We start from the raw sequence: 21,558 nt of genomic DNA on the forward strand, positions 1-21,558 counted from the left end.
ATTTCTTTAAATTAAAAAATCATATCAATTTTCTGAATAATTTGTTAAAATATAGAAATATCCGCTTATATTTTGAAAGGAATGATACATATGATAAATAAATTGAAAGAAAACATAGGATCGGTTTTTGTAGGTAAAGAAAATGTTATAGATTTATTACTCGTTTCATTGCTTGCTGATGGACATGTACTGCTTGAGGATGTGCCTGGTACGGGGAAAACGTTACTTGCGAAAACACTTTCTAAAAGTATAGGTGGTAATTTTTCTCGCGTCCAATTTACACCGGATGTACTTCCGAGTGATGTAACAGGTATTGAATATTTCAATCCGAAAACGAGCGAATTCGAGTTAAGACTTGGACCAGTCATGACCAACATTTTGCTTGCGGATGAAATTAACCGCGCTATGCCTAGAACACAGTCTAGTTTATTAGAATCGATGGAAGAACGACAAGTAACGCTTGAAAAGCAATCTACTCCTCTTCCGAAACCGTTCTTTGTTATTGCAACGCAAAATCCAATTGAATCACAAGGAACGTTCCCTCTACCAGATGCACAGCTTGATCGTTTTTTAATGACGATTTCAATTGGTTATCCGTCTCCAGAGGATGAACTACAAATGATGCGACGTTTTCGTAGCGATGTACCACTAGAAAGTATCACATCTGTTATTTCTTTAGATGATATTTTAGAAGCACAGAAACGAGTAAAAGAAATTTTCGTATCAGAACCGTTAGAACATTACATTATTAAACTTGCTCACGCTACAAGAAATCATGATTACATCGCCAATGGTGTAAGCCCGCGTGCCACATTAGCTTTAGTACGCGCAGTTCAAGCACTAGCCTTTTTACGCGACAGAGAATATTGCACGCCTGAAGATATACAATTTTTAGTTCCTTCTGTTTGGAATCACCGTATCGTCTTATCAATGGAAGGTGCATTACGTACGACAAAAAATGAAATTATGCAAAGGATTTTAAAAGAAGTTGACGTACCGGTGGAGATTGAACAAACATGAATGGACAGCGTGTTGTAACTGTACCTTTATTTTTCCAACTTCATATTATTCAACTAACTGTCCCAGGCGCTATACTATTTACATTTTTTATGCCACAACGAATCATTATGTTTCTCTTTTTCTTCTATTATTTATTTGCGATTTTCATTTATAAATATGTCGCTTACATAGAGAAAACATTTGAAGTCGTAAATGGGAAACAAACTACTCGGCTTTTTCCTAATGAATCTGGGCAGTTTTTTATTCATTTAAAAAATGGAGCAAATATACCACTCGTTAACGGTGTTTGTTATTTTCATTTAAATCCGTCACTACTACCACAAAATGATCAAGGAATTGAACAAATATCAAAAACACTATTCTCTTTCCCGTTTTCACAACCTGCTCATTCGGCGCAAAAGTGGGATTTAACATTAACTGCAACGAAACGTGGTGTGTTTCAAATTGAACAGTTCGAATGTGTCTTGAAAGATCCTTTTCATCTTTTAACTGTGCATTTGCCCATTTTTGATAAATTAAGGATTGAAATTATTGTGTACCCTTCTCCTAAAGAAGTAGCAGGCCTACAAGAACTACAGCAACTTTTAAACGGATCTTATCGAACGAATTTTTCTTTTTACAATGATGAAACATCTATTATTGGAGTTAAACGATATGAACGTGAGTCTTTCCGTTCTATTCATTGGAAAGCATCTGCTAAAATGCAATCATTACAGGCGAAGCAATATGAGCCTGTAAAAAATTATAGTTGGACGATTTGTCTTTCATTAGCTGCTGATCGCGGATTTGGTTGGAAAGATAATATAGAAGACCTTATTTCATTTGCAACATACATTTGTCAATACGCAACGAAGCATCAAATACCGTTTGAACTATTTATTAGTGTATTAGTTGAAGGTGGACCTCTGCACTTACCATTAAACGAAGGGCAAACCCATTACGGGATATCTTTAGAGGAATTAGCGCGTATTTCAGATGATAGTACGTTACTTCCGAAACAAGGATTTCTTCATTATGTAACGAGAAAAAGAGAACGATCGTCTACAATGATATACATTGGTTTACAGAGAAATGAACTCCCTCTTCTCTCTCAGCCTACGTTTCTCATTAATAACGAAGGGATGGTGGAAAAGCTTGAAAACTTGGCTTTATCACATTAATGACTTTATTCTGCTGCTCCTCCTTTCGTTATTAACGGAAAGAGATGAACTCATCGGTATTGCTATATTTTTAGCAACAGGCTATATGGGAGTATTTCTTATCCATAAACTAATGAAGAAAAAAACAACAGGTTTTGTCATACTGTTAATTACTCAAATAATCGGTTGTTCTCTCTTTCTCTCTTTCTCTCTATTTGGCACAATAATGTTACCACTTTTCTTCTTTATCGTATATGTAGTCGGACCAGGATATCCAGTTCAAAAATCATTAAGCGGTATTGTTTGGTTTGGTGTTTCAGCTATATTTTATGCGCCCTTTCCACCTTTGTGGAAACTGTTACTGTTAGTCTTACACATAATGATTACATTTTGGTTAACTGGGGCTAATCGTAATCAGCAGTTATTACGTTTCGCTTCTCTTATTACGATTGGAATAATTAGTGCTTTCCTCATTCCTATTTTCCCATACATTCGGCTTCTTTTTTCTTATGCCGTACAAGTAGTTGCTTTAGGATTTGGATACGCCATTAATCCGTTATTTTCGGCAGCTGAATCAAAAGAAACTGACGATTTTTGGTCGAATAAAGGGAATTTAAAGGATCCTCAAATTAAGGATGACTTTGGACAGCGTTCTTTTGATCCAACTCTCATAAATAGCATTACAATAATAGTATGTACAACCATTGCTATTTACGTCGTTTGGAAAATAATAAAAAAACGAAAATATTTAAGTTTGCCAAATATGCCTGCCTTCGAATCTACTATCATCACTGACAAAGAAGGAATGAGTTTAAAACAATTTAAACGAAACAAACCACCACATAACGAAATTCGAAAAGAAATTTTTAAGCTGGAGAGTAAATTAACTCCTCCTTTAAATAGAAAACGAGGAGAAACTGTTGAAGCATGGTTAGAAAGAATAAATAGTGAAGAAGATGTAAATATTGAGAGTCATATTATTGTAAATGCTTATAATACAGTACGTTATTCAAATAGTGAGGATATGATGCTACTTCAGGAATTTAAGGAAGAGATTCATAAACTTTACTTGTATCAGAAGAGTTTGAAGAAAAGGAAGAAATAACATAACAAAAAAGACTCCTATTTTCATAGGAGTCTTTTTATACTTCTACATTACTTTTTAAATTGAAGCGTTTTTCCCTGCTTCAATTTCTAACGACTCTTCATGCCACCAAAGTGTTTCTTCAGGGTCTTCTTTAGCGATTAGATGTGCTTCCTTTTTCGTTTCAACTGTAGGATATGAACCTTTAAGTGCACGTCCTGAAGTTGTAACGAATAATACACTAAATACGACTAATCCAATAATACTTACACCTGCTAAATAAAATGCCGGTGCAAGCGGGTTACCGGTTGCATGAACTAAGTATGAACATACGAGCGGTGTTGTTCCACCGAATATCGATACAGAAATATTAAATGAGATCGAAAGTGCTCGATAACGTACATCGGTGAAAAAGAGTGATGGTAATAATGAAGGTAGCGTTCCTTCATATACACTTAGGAAGAATCCTAAAATGAAAATACCTGCAAATATAGCTGCAATATGTCCATTACCTATTAGTAAAAATGCTGGAATTGCAAATACTGCTAAACCAAGTAAACCAATTTGCACGACACGTTTATTACCAATTTTATCACTTAATTTACCGAAATAAAGTGCCAGTGGAATCATAAGTGCCATCGTAATAGAAATAATTAATAAGCCAGTTGTTTCTTTGACTTTAAGTACTTGAGTTAGATAAGAAGGAATATACGAAAGAATCATATAATTTGTAATGTTAAAGAAGGCGACAATAACTGTGCTTAATAAGAAGTCTTTTTTGTGATATTTTAATATATCCATAAACGAAAATTGTTCGTTGTCTTCAGATTCCTCTTGTGCTTTTTCCATCTCTTCAAAGATGGGAGATTCATCTAAATGACGGCGTAAATATAAACCGACCAAACCAATTGGTGCAGCTATTAAGAAAGGAATACGCCAGCCCCAGCTGAGCATTTGTTCATCTGTTAACAATAACGTCAAAATGGTAACAATTACCGATGCAGCAATGTAACCTGAGAGTGTGCCAATTTCAAGACCACTACCGAGTATACCACGCTTTTTATCTGGAGAAGATTCTGCGATATAAACCATTGCTCCTGAATATTCGCCGCCTGTAGAGAAGCCTTGAATCATTCGGGCAACTAAAAGTAGTATTGGTGCCCATACACCAATTTGTTCATAGGTTGGTAGTAATGCGATGAATAATGTAGAAAGTGCCATTAAAATAATAGTAGTACTTAACACGATTTTTCGGCCGTACTTATCTCCTATTCTACCAAAGAATACACCTCCGATTGGTCGAACGAGAAAGGCTGCTGCAAATGTACCGAATGTAAGTACAAGTTGCAATCCACTATTATCAACACCTGAGAAGAATAATTGACTTAAAATAACCGCTAAATACGCGTATAATCCGAAGTCAAACCACTCCATTGCATTCCCTATACCAGTAGCAATTACTGCTTTCCTGGCTTGTTTAGAGTTGACAATATTAACGTCTTGAGGTTCAAAATTTAAATCATTATTTTGTTGCATATAATAAAACAGCTCCTTGTTTAATTTAACTTCTTTAAGCACACCTTCTCTTATTGAATAAATTAATTCGAAGCACTTAAGGAAAATTAATGTCTCCTTATCTGTTATTATTGTTTCACATAATTAATTATTTGTCCAATGAGATGCTCTTTAAGTTAAGTAATTTTAGCATTATAAAAAGCTGAAGAAGGCGCTATATGAGTACCTTTTTCAGCTTTTTATTTTTTTACGTAAATTTATTTTTTTACCACTATTTTCTTCCTATTTGCATTAAAAATAAGGTGATTTTTCATTAAAGTTTTTAAACACTTGTAGCTGCTAAACTATGCATACAAGAGATAAACTCATTAACAAATGTATCGATTTCTTCTTTTGTAATTATATATGGCGGAAGTAAACGGATGATGTTCCCTTGTGTAACGTCAACTAACATCCCTTTCTCCATTAGCTTTACCTGTAATTTCTTCACATTTTCATTCGTATCATTCAAACTAATTCCAAACATCATACCAGCATGACGTACTTCACCAATATAATAAGAATTTTCTTTCTGAATTTCTTGCAATTTATCATTTAGATAGTGTGACATTTCATACGCTTCTTGCATTAAACCATCGTCAATCAATGTATTTAAAACCGTTAATCCTAAAGCCGTTCCCATTGAAGAATGAGCAAACGTTGTGCCGTGATCTCCTGGTGCAAATACATCACATAACTTTTCACCTACAATAATTCCGCCAAGCGGTATCCCGCCTCCTGCCCCCTTACCAATTTGAATAATATCCGGAGTAATATTGAAATTTTGATAAGCGAATAGTTTACCAGTTCTCCCCATACCACTTTGAACTTCATCAACGATAAGAATGACATTATATTTATCACATAAGTTTTGAACACCATGTAAATATTCACTTGATAAAGGGTATATCCCCCCGCTTCCTAATACAGGCTCTAGCATAATCGCAATTGGATTTTCTTTAACGATTGTTTCTTCTAATTGCTCTATATTCTCACGCTCTACTTCATATGCTGGTATAGATGTTTTAGGGAAATTTTGATATACACTTTCTTGTCTCGTAAAATGAAGTGCTCCTAACGTACGTCCGTGGAAACTATTTTTCAACACTACGATTCCTTCACGTTCTACACCCGTATTAGCTCTATATTTATCAATTAATTTCAACGTCGTTTCTGTCGCTTCCGTACCAGAGTTTGTAAAAAAGACTTTTCCATTTTTTAAAGAGCAATCTACTAATTTCTTTGCATACTCAATCGCAACTGGGTTTAAAAAATGAAATGGAAGATGCAATGATTTTGTAACTTGTTCCATTGTCGTTTGCACAATTTTCGGGTGATTATATCCTAATACGTTCACTCCGACACCAGAAAATAAGTCTACATACTCTTTACCATCCACATCATAAAGCTTGCACCCTTCTCCTCTTTCTATCGCAACCTTCGTACGACAGTATGTAGGCATCATATATTCTTTATCTAATTGAAACCAATCCGACATTTTAAATTCCTCCTAGTTATTTTCCTTGTTTATTTATGTTCATTCTCTATAAATTCATGTATAAATTCATTTTTAAGATTAATATTTTAATAGTAATTTTCTTCCCGATATTCATTTTTCCATAATTTCTTCTATTTCAACAGGTCCACTACATGTGCATTTTTTTCATCTAGCGGTCTGTTACCATTTTGGACTTTGCGTGTCATACATAATCAAGGCTATGAAATCATATTTAGTAACAATGGACAAAAAAGATTTGGAGGCTATATCGATGGATGAAAACTATGATAAACAGGGGCAATCTATACTAGGGAAAGGCTTTAATGAAAATGGAGAACGTAATGAACAAGCTACACTTCACTCACAAACAGTTGGTTCACGTGGACCAGTTCTAGAGCAAGATAGTGTACTTCACGAGACGTTACAAGAATTTATTCACGAAAAAATTTTAGAAAGACCTGTTCATGTAAAAGGATTTGGTGCGTTCGGTTATTTTCAAACAATCTATCCAATGTCTGAACATACAAAGTTAAGTTTTCTACAACATTCTAATGAGAAAGTTCCTGTTATGGTTCGATTTTCATTAGCTGTTAGTACGAAAGGAACACCTGACACTTCTAGAAATGTGCGCGGTTTTTCTACAAAGTTTTATACAAAGGAAGGCATTTTCGATCTTTTATGTAATCACATTCCTGTCTTTTCTGTTCGTGATCCGATGCGTTTCCCTGAAACGATTCAAGCGTTGTTACCTTCACCTATAAATAACTTAATAGACCCTAATAAATTCTGGAGCTTTGTCGCTAGCGCACCTGAATCCATTCATTTCGTTGTCCATTTATACTCTGATGCTGGTACAGCCAAAAGTCTGCGCCACATCCCAGGACATAGTGTTAATACATATGTTTGGAGAAATGAAGAAGGTTACCGCAAGTATGTAAAGTATCATTGGTACCCATTTGAAGGTGTACAATTCATTACTAATGAGGAAGCGAATAAACTGGCTGCTGAAAACCCTGATTATAGCGGGAAAGATTTATATGATGCAATTGCAAATGGTAAACCAGTGGAATACGGGTTATATGTCCAGCTCATGGATCCGAAAGATGAATCACATCTTTCTTATGACCCTTTAGATGATACAAAAGTATGGGATGAAAAGTCATACCCTCTTATACCAGTAGGCAAAATGGTATTAAACAAAAACCCTGGAAATTATATGGAAGAAGTAGAAAAAGTCGCCTTCTCTCCTTCTAATTTACTAGACGGTGCAGAACTATCAGATGATAAAATGCTGCAAGGACGCGCTAACATTTATAGTGATTCTCAAAGAAGAAGAATTGGTTCCGAATTTCGCAAATTGACCATTAACCAACAACAAAATTGGACACCTGCTAATCAAATAACGAGCGGTGACGGAAGATACGTTGAAGGTAAACTTGAAAGAACTTCTATTACGAAACAGGATGACTTTACGCAGCCTAGTGAATTTTATGCGAAGTTAAAACCGATTGAAAAAGAACATCTTGCTAAAAACTTAGCTAGTGATTTGAAAGTTATATCCGATGATATTAGTAAGGTCGTTTTAGGGTATTTCCATAAAGTGTCTGCTGATTTAGTGAAGAGAATTGAGAGTGCGATGCAAAAGATTTAATGATATAAAAAAACGTCATTTTAAACATTAAAATGACGTTTTTTTATGGCGAAATTACTAGTAATTTCTACCGCCTCATTTACAATTCTTAACGGAATTTTACCCCTTCAAAATTTCCGTTATTTCATTTTAGATTATGTTACTCATTTCTCTTTTTCAAATAATCTTTTTCACATTGTAACGGCTTGAATTTCACTTTTTTCCCTTTCTTCTTTTTCGTTTCTATAACGATCCATTCCCCTTTTTCAATATCTAGATTTAAGTGTTTCATTACATTGATATTATCTTTTTCTTTATAAAGTAAAAATGCTTCTTGCACTGCCACAAATAAACTAGGCTGCTCTCTAAATCCACCACTATTATAAATTTTAGTTAGCGAATTATAATAAGAATCATTTTCTCTTCCGCCATACATTAAATGTGCAGCATCCAGGTCTCTTTGGCTCACTTCCCAAAAACTGTGTTCATCAATATTTAAATCAAACGTAGATTGAATGTCCCTCATAATATTTTTCACATACTTCTCATCTCGAATTTTCCTTTTTTCAAGACAATCAGAAGATAGCTCTGGTGCATCTGTTTGAGAATGTACAACTTGTTGAATAGATACACATAATATAAATACACTTAAAATATACAATATTTTTTTCATACTTACGTTTCACCTCAAGTAATTTAGATACTATATTATTTGAGGCTCACAATATTCTTATGCTAACAATGTGAAAGGCCCTATAAATGGGACTTTTATAGGGCCTTTCATATTAACATTGCTTTATTAAATTCACCGGTGAAGCCACTACCTTACTATTTTTCACATCATATATTCCTATAGGCGTTACTCTTATAAAAGGCAAGTGCGTCGCGGAAAAGAATAAAATGGTAAATGCCGGATCATCATACGCGTAGCCACGCTCTTGCAATAATTTCACCAACCGTTTCTCTTCCTGTATTAATTCATTCATTTTTAACTTAGACATAATCCCGAGCAATGGTAATGCGATTTCGTGTAATACTTCATTCTTTTCAGCTATTACCATTCCCCCACCAATCTCTTTCACTCTATGAAAAGCTGTAAGCATATCTTCTTTATTCTTCCCAATAAGAATGATGTCACCGGTACCAGAATAAGAGCTAGCAAGGCCTCCTAATTTATTTGCAAAGCCTTTTACAACTGTATTCACTCGCCACGTACCATCACGAGCAATCATCATAAGGAAACACTCATCATGATTTAGAGAAAGTTCATCACGGTTTAAATCCATTTCACTCGTGTATGGTTTAGTTATAACGTTATTCAATAAATGTATACCCATTTTATGAGAAAAAATCATATCCTCTTTTTCTATGGACCAGTTTAATAATAATGAAGTTACTTTAAATTTACTCCAGTCTATTTGTACTGATTCACTTTTGTTTATTCCGTCACGCTTCACCCATTTTCCTTTTGCAATTACACTTATTGGAACCGGGTTTTCTTTACTTTCCAAAATATTAATATTAGCTATTCTACCTGTCGCAATTGAACCATGTAGATGTTCCATATTATAATAACGAGCGATATTATAGCTTGCCATATGATAAGCATCTATTATTGGCACTCCTTGTTTTATCGCGGTAGCTATCATTACGTTCGTCATTCCATTTTCATAAAACGAAGGATGTGAGCCGTCTGTAGTAAGAATGAATCTATCAAACTGCTTTACTCCTAGTTCTAGCAATTCTTTTAGTAACACTTCTAAATCTGGACGGATTGAAGAATTTCTTAGTGAAACCGTGTAACCTTGCATAAGACGAATGAAAGCTTCCTGCCCTGTCATCGCTTCATGATCACAATCTGTACCTAACAATTTTAATTTCGCTAAAGTCGTTTCAGATGCTCCTGGAAAATGTCCTTCCACTTTTTTATGTAATCGTTTCGTTTCCTGCACCCAATATAACATTTCATCATCGCCATGTAATAACTTTGGCCACGCTGTTAGCTCGCCACCTTGAAGAACTGCTTTATGCTTAAGCCACTCTATTATTTCTTCACGATTAAATAAAGATTCCCCTTTTTGCAATTCAGTTTGCCCATCAAAACGACACCACCAATACATACTTGCTGGAATCTTTTCAAATTCATCTAATAAACGAAATGCTTCTTCACGTTGTAATGTGAAAAATAAAGTTAAATTATCATTAATAAAAGTCGTTGTCCCAAACTGCATCGCATAATTCGCTAACGTTTCAGGATTATATAATTGATATGGATGTGCATGCGGTTCTATGTAACTTGGAACTACGTACTTTCCATTACAATCAATGACTTCACATTCATGCAGTTGCGCTGGCAGCTTTTCTCCTACATAAACAATCCGGTCATCATAGATCCAAATATTTGCTTGCACCCACTCGCGCATATAGGAATTTAAATAAGTTGCGTTCTTACATAAAATGTGCGGATTTCTTTTGCCATCTATTACTTCAACATGTTCTCTTAATTGCTTGTTACTCCATCTAAACTGATTTTCTCCCAATGAATTTCACTCCAAATCAATTTACTTTTATTTATTAAAATAAAAACAATTAACAAACTAAAGTATTCTCCATTCATAACTCTCTTGTACAACCCCTATACCCTTTATTATATGTAATAATTGCAAAAATAACAATTTTCAAAATTTAAAGTATACCTCTTTGGTCCTCAATAAAAAAGGATGTCGTGTAACTGACATCCTTTTTTATACTAAACTATACGATTGAATTACACTTGATGTCATACTATGAATGCTAATACTGTCCTTTAAAGCAGGATCCCATTCACATTCTTTTCATTTATTTCTTAAATTCAATTTGCATCATTTTATTAAACTGTGTAAGAATATCAACCGGACCTAAAGAGTTAACATTGACAGCAAATGTATGCTTGCCTCCAATTACTCCACCAGCAAAAGTCATAAACCCAGGAATTGATCCTCCGTGACCCCAAACGGAAATACCATTTGGAAGTTTAGTCTCATAGATCCCAAGGCCATATCCATCACCAACACCTTTTCCTTCTATAGGAACTGTAGTAAGCATTTCTTTTAGCTCACGTTCTTTCAGTAACTTACCACCAAGTAAAAATGAAAAGAATTTATTTAGATCGTCCGCATTAGAAATCATATCTCCAGCTGAATTAGCTAAACTCGGATTATAATACGTCATATCTTTCAGCTCACTTTTTTCATCAATTTTCATATATCCACGAGCATGATTCTTACCTGGAATTACGGGTGAATTCCCTGGTAAAAACGTATTTGACAGATCCAAAGGTTCAATAATTCGCTTTTCAATTTCTTCCGCATAACTATTTCCAGTTATTTTTTCAATAAGCATTCCCAATATTACGTATCCTGTGTTTGAATACAGCCATCCCTTACCTGGTGAAAAATCTGGAGGTAGAGAAAGTCCTATTTTCACTATTTCTTCTGCTGTATACGTTTTTTTCGAATTCATAATATCAGCGTCTTTTGACTTTAAGTATTCAGCTATACCACTCGTATGATTCAAAAGTTGACGTATCGTAATTTGATTGCCATCATACCCATTTCCTTGAATGAGACCCGGTAGCCACTTTTCAATTGGGTCGTCAAGTTGCACGCGATTTTCTCCTACTAATTGAAGAACAGTCGTAGCGGTAAAAGTCTTCGTCACACTCCCAATCCGAAAGCGATATTCCGATTTCATTGGTTTCTTACTATTTAAATCCGCGACACCAGCAGTATAACTACTAATTTTTCCGTTATTAGATGTCTTAGCTAATACCCCTGGCGCTCCAACTTGGATTGTTTCCTGCATGACTCGTTTCCAACCATTCCGATTCTTTTGGTCATGTGCTTCTGACGAATTAGAAATATTTTGAGTAGACTCTGCTTTTACAGTAAAACCTGGTGTGAATAAAGTAGTACCCGCTAATAAAACTGCTAAACTCGCTAACTTAATTGAATAACATTTTTTCATAAGGCTTTCTCTCCTCTATTTATATCGTATTGATTTAAGCTATACTTTCATCCTAAATGATAAAACTCTCTTTTTTCTTATCCATTCCTTACGAAATACTTACTTTCAAAATTTGGCGACCAGATGAGAAAAAGTTCTGTAAGAAAATAAAAAAGAACGTGTCTTCATTTTATGAAAACACGTTCTCTTACATACTTTAAACCCTATATTAACTTATTATTCCATTCACTTCTTTAAACTACTAATCTTCATTCACTTTTACCATCCTGCACTAGCGTTCATACCATTTCCTATAATAGTAAGAAGTAGTGGCCACAGTACTGGTCCTAGCGTAAGAAATAGATTAATCAATATAAGTATTCTATATCTACCAGGAATATTATAATTTTTACGATTAACAAATACTACAAAAACTAATAATATTATAGTCGTTGAAAATAAAAGTAACACTAACAACCAATACCAAACCATTAAACTGAGACTCCATGGCTGTAATAGCTCGTGTACAATACCAAAGATGATTCCCAATACCGCAAAACTAAAGGTAGTAACTGTTGCTTTAATAAACAATTTACTTAATTTTTTATCGTATGTATACTTACAATATAAATCTATTATCGTGTATAAAGATAAAAATGCCATTAATACACCTAACCAAGACAATAACCAATCTCCGCCTCCTCTAACTAACAGAAACAGAAACCAACACATCCCTACTGCAGAAAAAACATAGGAAAGAAGTATGTTTTTCAATACCGGTTTCATTCTATTTTCACACCCTTACAAAAATTTAAAAATAAATTATAATTTTTTATTTACATGCTACTCGTTATTGGTTAAACCCTATTACATCTCTTATTCATTCTATATTAATGAAACAAATATAATCTCATGAAGAATTTAACGAGAAATACTCTACTAAGGCAACCTTTTTTCCATTGGTTAAGATATAAAAAAAGTAAGTATACATTACCACGTAATTAAATATAAGTAAATAAAATTAATTTACAGTTAATTTCATTCACTTATATTAATGTCACCTTTTCCCGTCCCAGGTACATCTTCTAATAACATATGCCTCCTTGCTATGAGAGCTATGGCTGCAAGTTCAATCGATTCATCTTTTCCTATAATAACCTTCGAAATATTGTTAATAATTTTCTTTAATGTACTCATATATTTATCTCCCACCTATAATAATTCAGAAAATCAAGAAATATTATTCCCGAATTATAACACATTACGTTAGAAGTAAATATATTCCTATCAAAATAAAAAAGATGACCTCAGCCATACGCTAAAGTCATTTTTTTCTACTAATTATTTTACTAGTTCACCACTATAAACTTTTATATCAAGTGGCGCAGTTAAAAATTGTCGTGCTTTGCTAACGAAAGATGTGAAGTGTTCACTCGTATTATGACTCGCAACTGCCTCTTCATCTTTCCATACTTCTACCATCGTATATACATTTTCTTTTTCTGTATCTTTATATAAGTCATAAGATACATTTCCACTTTCTTCTCTTGAGCCATGAAGTAGTGGCTGAATTTCTTCTAAAAATGATTGTTGTTTTGCTGGATCTACTTGAAATATTGCGTGAATAATAATCATGGTGTTTCCCCTCTCATATCTCACTTATTTCTGTATTTATAAAATTACTTCCACTCAGCAACTTTTTCAATTGGAAGGCGTACTGATTGGTAACCACTGTCAGCAGCTTTTCCGATAGAAATTAACATTACTGGTACGTGACGTTCTTTATCTAATCCGAAAGCTTCTGCGATTTGGTCTTTTTCAAATCCGCCAATTGGACAAGTGTCATAACCATGAGCACGAGCTGCTAACATAAATTGCATCGCTACAAGACCACCGTCAATTAGTACAGTATCTTTCATTACTTCTGGTGTAACCATTGAGAAGTAACCTGAAAGTTTTTTCATTTGATCTTCTTTTACTTCTGCTGGCATTAAACCGCGCTCTACTGCTGTACCGTAAATTTCTTCTGCGTTATCAAAGTTGTTTAAGTCACCAAACACAGCGATCATTGCTGAAGATGTTTCTACTTGAGATTGATTGAATTTCGCAAGTGGCGCAAGTGTTGCTTTCGCTTCGTCACTTTCAATCACTAAAAATCTCCATGGTTGCATGTTCACAGATGATGGTGCAAGTGTTGCTGTTGTAAGAATTTCTGTCATTTCTTCTTTACTAATTTTCACTGAAGGATCGTACTTACGAATTGAACGGCGTCCTGTTAAAATTTCGTTAAAATCATTTGTTTGTACTGAGTTAGTCATAGTTGAATTCTCCCTTTTTTAAAGTTCTTTTATATTTTCTTGAATGCGGTCTAACATTGCTAAAAGATTATCGCGCTGTTCTTCACTTAATCCTTTAAATGCAGATGCTGCAAAACGTTCTTTTTCCTCCTGATACACTTGAATTTTATTTCGTCCCTCTTCAGTTAGAGAAACTAACGTAATTCTGTTATCATCTGGATTTTTACGTCTTGTAATCATTCCATTTGCTTCTAGCTGTTTTAAATGCCTTGTAATTGCGGCATTATCAATATTCACTTCTTGCTGAAGTGCTTTTTGACTAATTTCACCTACTTCATATAACTGAAGTATAAGCTCTAATCGAGACTGGCTCATACCCGTACACCCTTCGAATTTTGAACTTACTTCTTTATTTAGAAAGTGTAATTTATATAAAATAATCGCTTCTTTCGAGCATGAACTTGTCAAAATACCCCTCCTTTACATGCAAAATAAAAATGTTTGATGTATCAATAGTTGATATGTCAATTAATATAATCTATATCGATTTAGAATGCAAGCATTTTGTTTTCATTTATATTTTTCCAAATTAAGACGCTTTGTCGCGTTACAAAAAATGTTAATTGCACTATAATAGTACTAATTTAAATGACTGGAGAGTGATTGTAATGCGGCAATACACAAATAGAAATGAGGAGATAAAAATGGAAAATGAAATGAGGATATTCACATATGACAACAATAAATATAGGGATTGTCGCGCACGTAGACGCTGGCAAGACGAGTTTGACTGAGCGTATTCTTTATGAAACGAATGTAATTAAAGAAATTGGCAGAGTTGATAGTGGAAGTACGCAAACTGACTCAATGGAATTAGAGAGACAACGCGGAATTACGATTAAAGCATCTGTTGTATCTTTCTTTATTGATGATGTAAAAGTAAATGTCATTGATACACCTGGACACACTGATTTTATCGCTGAAGTAGAGCGATCATTCCGCGTTTTAGACGGTGCAATTTTAGTTATTTCTGCTGTTGAAGGTGTGCAAGCACAAACAAAAATTTTAATGCGGACATTGCAGAAACTAAACATACCAACAATATTATTCGTAAATAAAATTGATCGTAATGGCGCAAATACTGAAAAAGTTATGAAACAAATAAAAGAGGTTCTTTCAAATGAAGCATTCCCTTTCTACTCTGTAGAAAACGAAGGAACAAAGGAAGCACGAATTATTAAATACAAATCATATGACGACTGTATGGAACTGTTAGCACCATATAATGAATCATTACTTGAGTCATATGTAAATAATGAAATCGTACCGGGCACACTATTAAGAGAGGAACTCATTAAACAAATAGCGCAAGCAAATGTGTACCCGATCTTTTTCGGTTCAGCCATGACAGGTATGGGTGTAACTGAACTGCTCGAAAATATTTCAGCCTTATTTCCAGCTAAAAAGTCGGCAGAAAATGAAACATTATCCGGTGTTGTGTTTAAAATTGAACGTGAACCTTCTGGGGAAAAGATTGCATATGTAAGAGTTTTTTCTGGTCGTTTACACGTTAGAAAATATGTTGATATACAGCGCGGGGAAGCTCTGGCACATAAAGAAAAGATTAAGAAAATATGCATGTTTCATAACGGAAATGCTGTTCAAGTTTCTACCGTTTCTAGCGGAGAATTTTGCAAAGTGTGGGGACTGAGTGATATTAAAATTGGTGATATTATCGGTGAACGAACGGATTATATAAAAGACATTCACTTTGCCGAACCACAAATGGAAGCTGCTATTGAAGCAGTACCAAAAGAACGAATTCATGATCTATACGCTGCACTTATGGATCTATGTGAAGAAGATCCGCTCATTAAAGTGTGGAAAGACGATATTCATAATGAACTATATATTCGCCTTTTCGGTGAAGTACAAAAAGAAGTAATTGAAACAACACTTTATGAGAAATATAATTTGCAGGTTACTTTCTCAAATACGCGAGTTGTATGTATTGAGAAACCACTTGGCGTAGGGAATAGTGTTGAAGTAATGGGTGAAAAAGCGAATCCATTTTACGCAACAATTGGTTTTAAAATCGAACGTGGTGAGCTTAACTCTGGCATAACATATAAGTTAGGTGTTGAACTTGGATCATTGCCTTTAGCATTTCATAAAGCAATTGAAGATACTGTATTTCAAACGTTAAAACAAGGTTTATACGGATGGGAGGTTACGGACGTTATCGTCACGTTAACCCATACTGGTTATGCTAGTCCTGTTACAATAGCAAGTGACTTTAGAAATTTAACACCACTCGTTTTAATGGATGCTTTAAAGCAAGCTGACACATTTGTATATGAACCAGTTAACGAATTTGAATTGACTGTACCAGAACATGCAATTAGTACCGCGATGTATAAGCTTGCTGCTATTCCAGCCACTTTTGCAGAGCCTATATTCATTAATGATTCTTACCAGTTAACTGGGTCATTACCTGTCACGAAGACAGAGAATTTTAAGCGAATGCTTCATTCATTTACAGAAGGAGAAGGTATATTTACAACGAAGCCATCTGGTTATACAAAACTAAAGGCTCCCTTTCCTACTCGAAAACGTGTTGATTATAATCCTCTGAATCGTAAGGATTATTTGCTTCATGTGTTGAGGGCTTATTAAGTAAAAAAAGAGGTGCAATTTGCACCTCTTTTTGCATGTATTGATAGGTTAGTTTGTCCTAACAACTTCTTTAAGTTTTCCTATTATTTTTGCTATCGCTTCAATTGAATTCTCTGTTTCCAATCCCCCAACATTTACAGAATGATTTGCGTTTTTGACAACTTCAATTTGTAAATTCGTTTTATGTAACTGATCGATTTGATCTGCATTATATTGGTGATCTTTATCTCCAATTACTAATAGCCCTTCATGATGACTATGTAGGATCGAATCAAAAATGGAATCAAAAGTTAGTAAAGGTGTAAGTAGTATCATTTTTGACTGTAAAAACTCTTCCCTCTTCATTAAATCATTTGCAATCGGAATCGTTCCGAGTGACTTCCCTAAAAACATTGTATGATTGTATTGCTCACCTTTTAATACTTTTTTCATTACAGGATTAATATCATCCATCATTATTTTCGTTACTTCTTCGATTGGTTTATTCATTACTTGTTCGTCATAAGAATAATGAATATGTACTACATCTATTTTATTTTCGAGCATAAGCATCGTCGCATAATAAAATAACGGTTTATCGTAATTGTATCCTGAACCTGAGAACATAAAGCAAACCGTACTAGAACCTTTTTCGATATGTGTGTAACGAATTACCTTGTCATTTATATGTACCTCTTTTTTAGTCCCCTTCACCGTTTTCTCCTCCGAATACGTTTACTTTTGTAAAACGATATGTTCTGTATGAACTGCGATATCCTTTATTTTCTCTTTTATAAATGCTGGCTGTAAGTTATATGCATGTAACTCTTCTACCGGCACCCACTTAAATAGATATGTTCCACCCTCTTCTTCCAAAATATATTGATCCGCTCCATTTGCAGGTAACTCCTGTAGCTCTACTTCATAATAAAAACTAATCTCATGAAACTTCCTCTCAGAAAGTGTAAAGAAATTTTCTACTGACCATATTAATCTCTTCCCTTTAATAGGAACAGCTAGTTCTTCTGCAAATTCTCGTTGTAACGCATCTTCACTATTTTCTAGCATTTTCACTCTTCCGCCTGGTACGTACCAAAAATCTTCACCGTCACCTTGCAGAATGAGTATTTTATTATCATGTTTACAAATTGCTCCGACCCGATAATTAAAACATGTTTCTTCAACTTTAAATGTTAGATCCATACCGATTGCCCCCTATACTTTATTTGAAAATCGCTATAAAACTATTATGTATGTGCTGTACAAATAAGATTACTAAATTTTTCTATTTCATTCAATAGTTTTTGAATCTTCTGATTTTTTATCATTACAGGGATATAGTTACTTTACACTTTATCCTGTCTTATCTAATGAAAAATTCGACGATATAGATATCGAGTTTGACTGGAATGAAGATGACGAAAAAGGTTTGAAAAAGATGTTTCCTAGGTTATGGGAAATGTATGGGGAAGAACCGAGAGAAATATTAGGACTCTGTTTAACCAATAGACAGAGTCCTGTTTTCATAGAATCCTTATTTACACTCTCTTTGTTTCATTCCACTTATCTAACAGCTCCTTTTCTCTTTCAATTGAAATACCTGCTTTTAATTCCCATTCGTCCACACTCTTCATCCACTCATACACATCTGTAACTGTATGTTCTAATTTCCTAAAAGTAAGTCCTTCTTTAACAGCTCTCTCAATACTAATATAAAAACCACCTTTCCAAGGCTTTGTCTCACCTTCTAATAAAAAAGTTTCAGGAAGCCATAGTGGCATCTCTGTCCAAGGCTGCACTTTATGTTCATTCATAAACGATTCATCTATCCAAACGAATGCGGCATCACTATTCGTAACCTTTTTGCACGTATTTAATAGCTCTTCCATCGTCAATTCATAATTTGGACCTGTAACATTGAATGTACCTGCTTTATTATTTTCTGCCATGTTGAGTCCAAAGCTCGCGACATCTTTTATATCAACGAATTGCACTGGACGATTTTTTCTGCCTGGTACTAACACTTTACCTCCTTTTGCTACACGCTGAATCCAGTATGTTAGTCGATCTGTATAATCAAACATTCCTGAAAGAAGTCCTGCTCTTACGTGTAAAACACGCCCTGGCCAATATTTATCTGCTTCTTTTTCGCATAATACTTTCAGTGCACCATAATGCTCATAAGGAGATATTTCACCATTCTCTACAGCCTTTATTTGCTCTTCCATTGGTTCAGGTTGTAATATATAGTCTTCTTTTATGTCATGCGGAATCCAATCTTTATATACGGAAAGGCTAGAGATGAATATATAGTGTTCAATATTATCTTTCAGTACTTCTCCAACATTTCTAATGTGATGCGGAGAAAACCCACACGTATCCACGACAACATCCCATTTTCGATTTTCTAAACTTGATACATCATCACTTCTGTCACCGATAAGCTGCTCCACTTCAGGAAAAACTTCTTTGTTTGTTCCGCGGTTAAATAATGTAACTTCATGCCTTCTGTTCAAAGCCTCTTTTACAACAGCTCTTCCCAAAAATCGTGTACCACCTAGTATTAAAATCTTCATGGTTCTCCCCCATTTGTGATTAAAAATCCTTTCTTTTGTTAAACGATTTTTTGTGCTGGAAAGTTACGGGGAATTTGTTATTTTACTTTAATTCTACAAATAAACAAGAATCCATTTTGAAAAATTAATCAATACGGATTCTTAAATTAGATATAATTATTTTACTGTATATTTGTTGAATTACTAACTCTGCACAATTTCCCCATCAACTAACTCAATAATTCTATTACACTTATTCGCTACTTCCATATCATGCGTTACAATAATAATTGTTCGTCCTTCTTCATTCAGTTGTAATAGCAAGCTCATAATTTCTTCTCCTGTTTTTCTATCTAAATTTCCAGTCGGTTCATCAGCCAATATTAATTCTGGTTCGCCTACTAACGCTCTAGCAATTGCGACGCGCTGCTGTTGTCCACCTGATAACTCGTCCGGTGTTTTATGCATATGTTCTTTTAAACCTACTTTTTCTAAATAGAACTTCGCCTTATTTTCTCTTTCTCGTTTCCTTAGCTTTCTATACGTGAGTGGTAGTGCTACATTATCCAGTACAGTATGTTCTTTTAACAATGCAAAATATTGAAAAATAAATCCAATCATTTCATTTCTTGTTTTATGAACTTTATTCGCTCTAATTTCATTTAATGGTTTTCCATTTAACGTATATTCACCCTCATTTGGCATATCAATTAACCCTATAACATTTAATAGTGTACTTTTCCCTGAGCCTGATCGCCCCATTATTGCTATAATTTCGCCCTTATTTATTGTTAAGTTTATACCGTTTAAGGCGAACGTATTGTGATTCTTGTTACTATACACCTTTTTAATATCTATTAGTTCAATTAAACCCATTATTCCATCCCACCTATTAATGTTTTCGGTTCGAGTTTTCTAATAAATAAGAAGACAATTACATTCGAGACAATGATGATCAATAATAAGAAAAGAAATACTAAAAATAATATAGGCATGTCCAATTTAAAGTCTAATGCCGATACTGCTTTAAAATCCTTTGACATTTGCAGCAGCTTCCCATACCTCCATGAAAAGTAAGCTATTGACATTCCTAAGCCCACTATTGCTACAATAATGTTTTCTAAAACAATTTGAATAAACATTCCAAATTTACTTTCGCCAAAAACTATTTTTATACCAAATTCCCTCTTTCTCATTAAGATAGAAACGATGGTTGTTACCGCCATTCCGACGATCGAGAATAGAATGAATAAGATTCCTACTATAAGTTGAGGTAATTCAGAATAGCTGTTAAGAGTAACATCTATATTTATTTCATCACCTAAATTTTTCAAATGAAACGTTCCACCGTTTCCTTTAAGTTGAATTGATTCTTCTAGTTTCTTTACATCTGCATCTTTTCGTAAATGTAAAACTGTACTTTGATGCAGTCTTAAAAACATTCCTTCATAATTTTCATATCTATTAGATGACATAGGCATTATCATTGCGTAATCCAACTTCAAATAAACGTTCGTTGTATTATTATCTACGATAAATTTATTCTCTGGTAAAAAGCCTATAATTGTATATTGATTATTAATTGTATCCCCAACTTGAAAATATTTCTTAAAGTAAGAACCCATTAATACTTTTGTTTTTTCTTCACTATTTTTTGGAAAATCTTCATGCAAGAAACCCTCCTTAGGTTTTAAATGTAAACCTAATAATTTATAGTAATTTTCATCTACAACAATTGTTTGAACAGTAGGTCTTTCATCGTGAAACGTTTTATGTTTCAAATCAGCAATCATATTGTTTTGAAGTGGTCTATTACTTGATTCTATTTCAATTAAACTCTCCTCGTATGTACCATACGAAATCACGTCTTTATTTTGATGAATTGTATTATAAACCGCTTGAATTTGCTCTTTATTAAATTGATTGCTTTGTAACCTATCTGTCGTCCTTTCAAAAGTAACTAAATATGTTTTATCCACATTTAATGCTGAGCTGGATTTATCGTTTAGATGGTGTAAATTATAAAATACATTAATTGAACTCGTTATAGTTGCTAATCCAAATGTAATCTGTATTAGAAGAAGTACCGAAAATAGAAATCTCTTTTTTAATGCTATGAACGCACTTTTTATTCTCATCATT

At 34.0% G+C, this 21,558-nt stretch carries 19 protein-coding genes and 2 pseudogenes; 6 read left to right on the forward strand and 15 right to left on the reverse strand.

Annotated elements, in window-relative coordinates; genetic code table 11:
• The first annotated feature begins 90 nt into the window (after positions 1-90).
• From NHG49_RS15445 to NHG49_RS15455, 3 genes are read left to right on the forward strand one after another with little or no spacing between them, the layout of a single operon-like run.
• A complete protein-coding gene (locus NHG49_RS15445; protein WP_064475649.1) occupies positions 91-1,020 on the forward strand; it encodes an AAA family ATPase in 930 nt (309 codons plus the stop codon).
• Complete coding sequence (locus tag NHG49_RS15450; RefSeq protein WP_258126220.1) at positions 1,017-2,180, forward strand: DUF58 domain-containing protein; 1,164 nt, start codon at positions 1,017-1,019, stop codon at positions 2,178-2,180. Before NHG49_RS15445 ends, NHG49_RS15450 begins: the two co-directional genes overlap by 4 nt.
• Entirely contained in the window at positions 2,155-3,264 is a 1,110-nt protein-coding gene (locus NHG49_RS15455; RefSeq protein ID WP_064475651.1) for a DUF4018 domain-containing protein, read from the forward strand. The genes NHG49_RS15450 and NHG49_RS15455 overlap by 26 nt, the downstream gene beginning before the upstream one ends.
• A gap of 57 nt (positions 3,265-3,321) precedes the next feature.
• On the opposite strand, the gene NHG49_RS15460 is transcribed toward NHG49_RS15455, so the two are convergent.
• Together NHG49_RS15460 and NHG49_RS15465 are read right to left on the reverse strand one after the other, a co-directional pair.
• Positions 3,322-4,779 (reverse strand): MFS transporter, encoded by a 1,458-nt coding sequence (locus NHG49_RS15460; protein ID WP_064475652.1) that lies wholly within the window; start codon positions 4,777-4,779, stop codon positions 3,322-3,324.
• A 301-nt stretch (positions 4,780-5,080) separates the two neighbouring features.
• Positions 5,081-6,295, reverse strand: a complete 1,215-nt coding sequence (locus NHG49_RS15465; RefSeq protein WP_064475653.1) for an aspartate aminotransferase family protein — start codon at positions 6,293-6,295, stop codon at positions 5,081-5,083.
• A gap of 271 nt (positions 6,296-6,566) precedes the next feature.
• Between NHG49_RS15465 and NHG49_RS15470 the strand changes: the two genes are divergently transcribed.
• Positions 6,567-7,946, forward strand: coding sequence for a catalase (locus NHG49_RS15470; RefSeq protein WP_064475654.1), 1,380 nt, complete (start codon positions 6,567-6,569; stop codon positions 7,944-7,946).
• Between the two features lie 139 nt (positions 7,947-8,085).
• On the opposite strand, the gene NHG49_RS15475 is transcribed toward NHG49_RS15470, so the two are convergent.
• From NHG49_RS15475 to NHG49_RS15510, 8 genes and pseudogenes are all read right to left on the reverse strand, one after another.
• Positions 8,086-8,598, reverse strand: coding sequence for a hypothetical protein (locus NHG49_RS15475; RefSeq protein WP_064475655.1), 513 nt, complete (start codon positions 8,596-8,598; stop codon positions 8,086-8,088).
• 112 nt (positions 8,599-8,710) lie between these two features.
• Positions 8,711-10,465, reverse strand: a complete 1,755-nt coding sequence (locus tag NHG49_RS15480) for an adenine deaminase C-terminal domain-containing protein (RefSeq protein ID WP_064475656.1) — start codon at positions 10,463-10,465, stop codon at positions 8,711-8,713.
• Between the two features lie 298 nt (positions 10,466-10,763).
• Complete coding sequence (locus tag NHG49_RS15485) at positions 10,764-11,930, reverse strand: serine hydrolase domain-containing protein (RefSeq protein ID WP_064475657.1); 1,167 nt, start codon at positions 11,928-11,930, stop codon at positions 10,764-10,766.
• Between the two features lie 258 nt (positions 11,931-12,188).
• The gene (locus tag NHG49_RS15490) at positions 12,189-12,695 is read right to left on the reverse strand and encodes a DUF3902 family protein (protein WP_064475658.1); all 507 of its coding nucleotides are present in this window, start codon (positions 12,693-12,695) and stop codon (positions 12,189-12,191) included.
• Between the two features lie 276 nt (positions 12,696-12,971).
• Positions 12,972-13,106 (reverse strand): annotated as a pseudogene (locus NHG49_RS15495) (AAA family ATPase); the annotation flags it as partial.
• Positions 13,107-13,250: 144 nt separating this feature from the next.
• Positions 13,251-13,544 carry a putative quinol monooxygenase gene (locus NHG49_RS15500; RefSeq protein ID WP_064475659.1) on the reverse strand — a complete coding sequence of 98 codons (294 nt, stop codon included), beginning with the start codon at positions 13,542-13,544 and terminating at the stop codon, positions 13,251-13,253.
• Between the two features lie 44 nt (positions 13,545-13,588).
• Complete coding sequence (locus NHG49_RS15505; protein ID WP_088046658.1) at positions 13,589-14,227, reverse strand: nitroreductase family protein; 639 nt, start codon at positions 14,225-14,227, stop codon at positions 13,589-13,591.
• An 18-nt stretch (positions 14,228-14,245) separates the two neighbouring features.
• The gene (locus NHG49_RS15510; protein ID WP_064475661.1) at positions 14,246-14,674 is read right to left on the reverse strand and encodes a MarR family winged helix-turn-helix transcriptional regulator; all 429 of its coding nucleotides are present in this window, start codon (positions 14,672-14,674) and stop codon (positions 14,246-14,248) included.
• Between the two features lie 264 nt (positions 14,675-14,938).
• Here NHG49_RS15510 and NHG49_RS15515 point away from each other — a divergent pair, with 264 nt between their 5' ends.
• Entirely contained in the window at positions 14,939-16,882 is a 1,944-nt protein-coding gene (locus NHG49_RS15515; RefSeq protein WP_258126222.1) for an elongation factor G, read from the forward strand.
• Positions 16,883-16,930: 48 nt separating this feature from the next.
• Here NHG49_RS15515 and NHG49_RS15520 read toward each other — a convergent pair whose 3' ends face one another.
• Together NHG49_RS15520 and NHG49_RS15525 are read right to left on the reverse strand one after the other, a co-directional pair.
• Positions 16,931-17,575, reverse strand: coding sequence for an alpha/beta hydrolase (locus NHG49_RS15520; RefSeq protein ID WP_088046656.1), 645 nt, complete (start codon positions 17,573-17,575; stop codon positions 16,931-16,933).
• A gap of 21 nt (positions 17,576-17,596) precedes the next feature.
• Positions 17,597-18,064 carry an NUDIX hydrolase gene (locus tag NHG49_RS15525; RefSeq protein ID WP_088046655.1) on the reverse strand — a complete coding sequence of 156 codons (468 nt, stop codon included), beginning with the start codon at positions 18,062-18,064 and terminating at the stop codon, positions 17,597-17,599.
• A gap of 136 nt (positions 18,065-18,200) precedes the next feature.
• Between NHG49_RS15525 and NHG49_RS31925 the strand changes: the two are divergent.
• Positions 18,201-18,344 (forward strand): annotated as a pseudogene (locus tag NHG49_RS31925) (DUF4240 domain-containing protein); the annotation flags it as partial.
• A gap of 55 nt (positions 18,345-18,399) precedes the next feature.
• On the opposite strand, the gene NHG49_RS15530 reads toward NHG49_RS31925, so the two are convergent.
• The 3 genes from NHG49_RS15530 to NHG49_RS15540 form a co-directional block, all read right to left on the reverse strand.
• Complete coding sequence (locus NHG49_RS15530; RefSeq protein ID WP_064475665.1) at positions 18,400-19,437, reverse strand: SDR family oxidoreductase; 1,038 nt, start codon at positions 19,435-19,437, stop codon at positions 18,400-18,402.
• Positions 19,438-19,620: 183 nt separating this feature from the next.
• Positions 19,621-20,292: an ABC transporter ATP-binding protein gene (locus NHG49_RS15535; protein ID WP_000522857.1), complete on the reverse strand. Its 672-nt coding sequence runs from the start codon at positions 20,290-20,292 to the stop codon at positions 19,621-19,623.
• Complete coding sequence (locus NHG49_RS15540; RefSeq protein ID WP_258126224.1) at positions 20,292-21,557, reverse strand: ABC transporter permease; 1,266 nt, start codon at positions 21,555-21,557, stop codon at positions 20,292-20,294. Before NHG49_RS15540 ends, NHG49_RS15535 begins: the two co-directional genes overlap by 1 nt.
• Between the last annotated feature and the right edge of the window lies 1 nt (position 21,558).

It is taken from the genome of Bacillus sp. IBL03825 (genome assembly GCF_024712505.1).
In the GTDB taxonomy this organism is placed as follows: Bacteria; Bacillota; Bacilli; order Bacillales; family Bacillaceae_G; genus Bacillus_A; species Bacillus_A wiedmannii.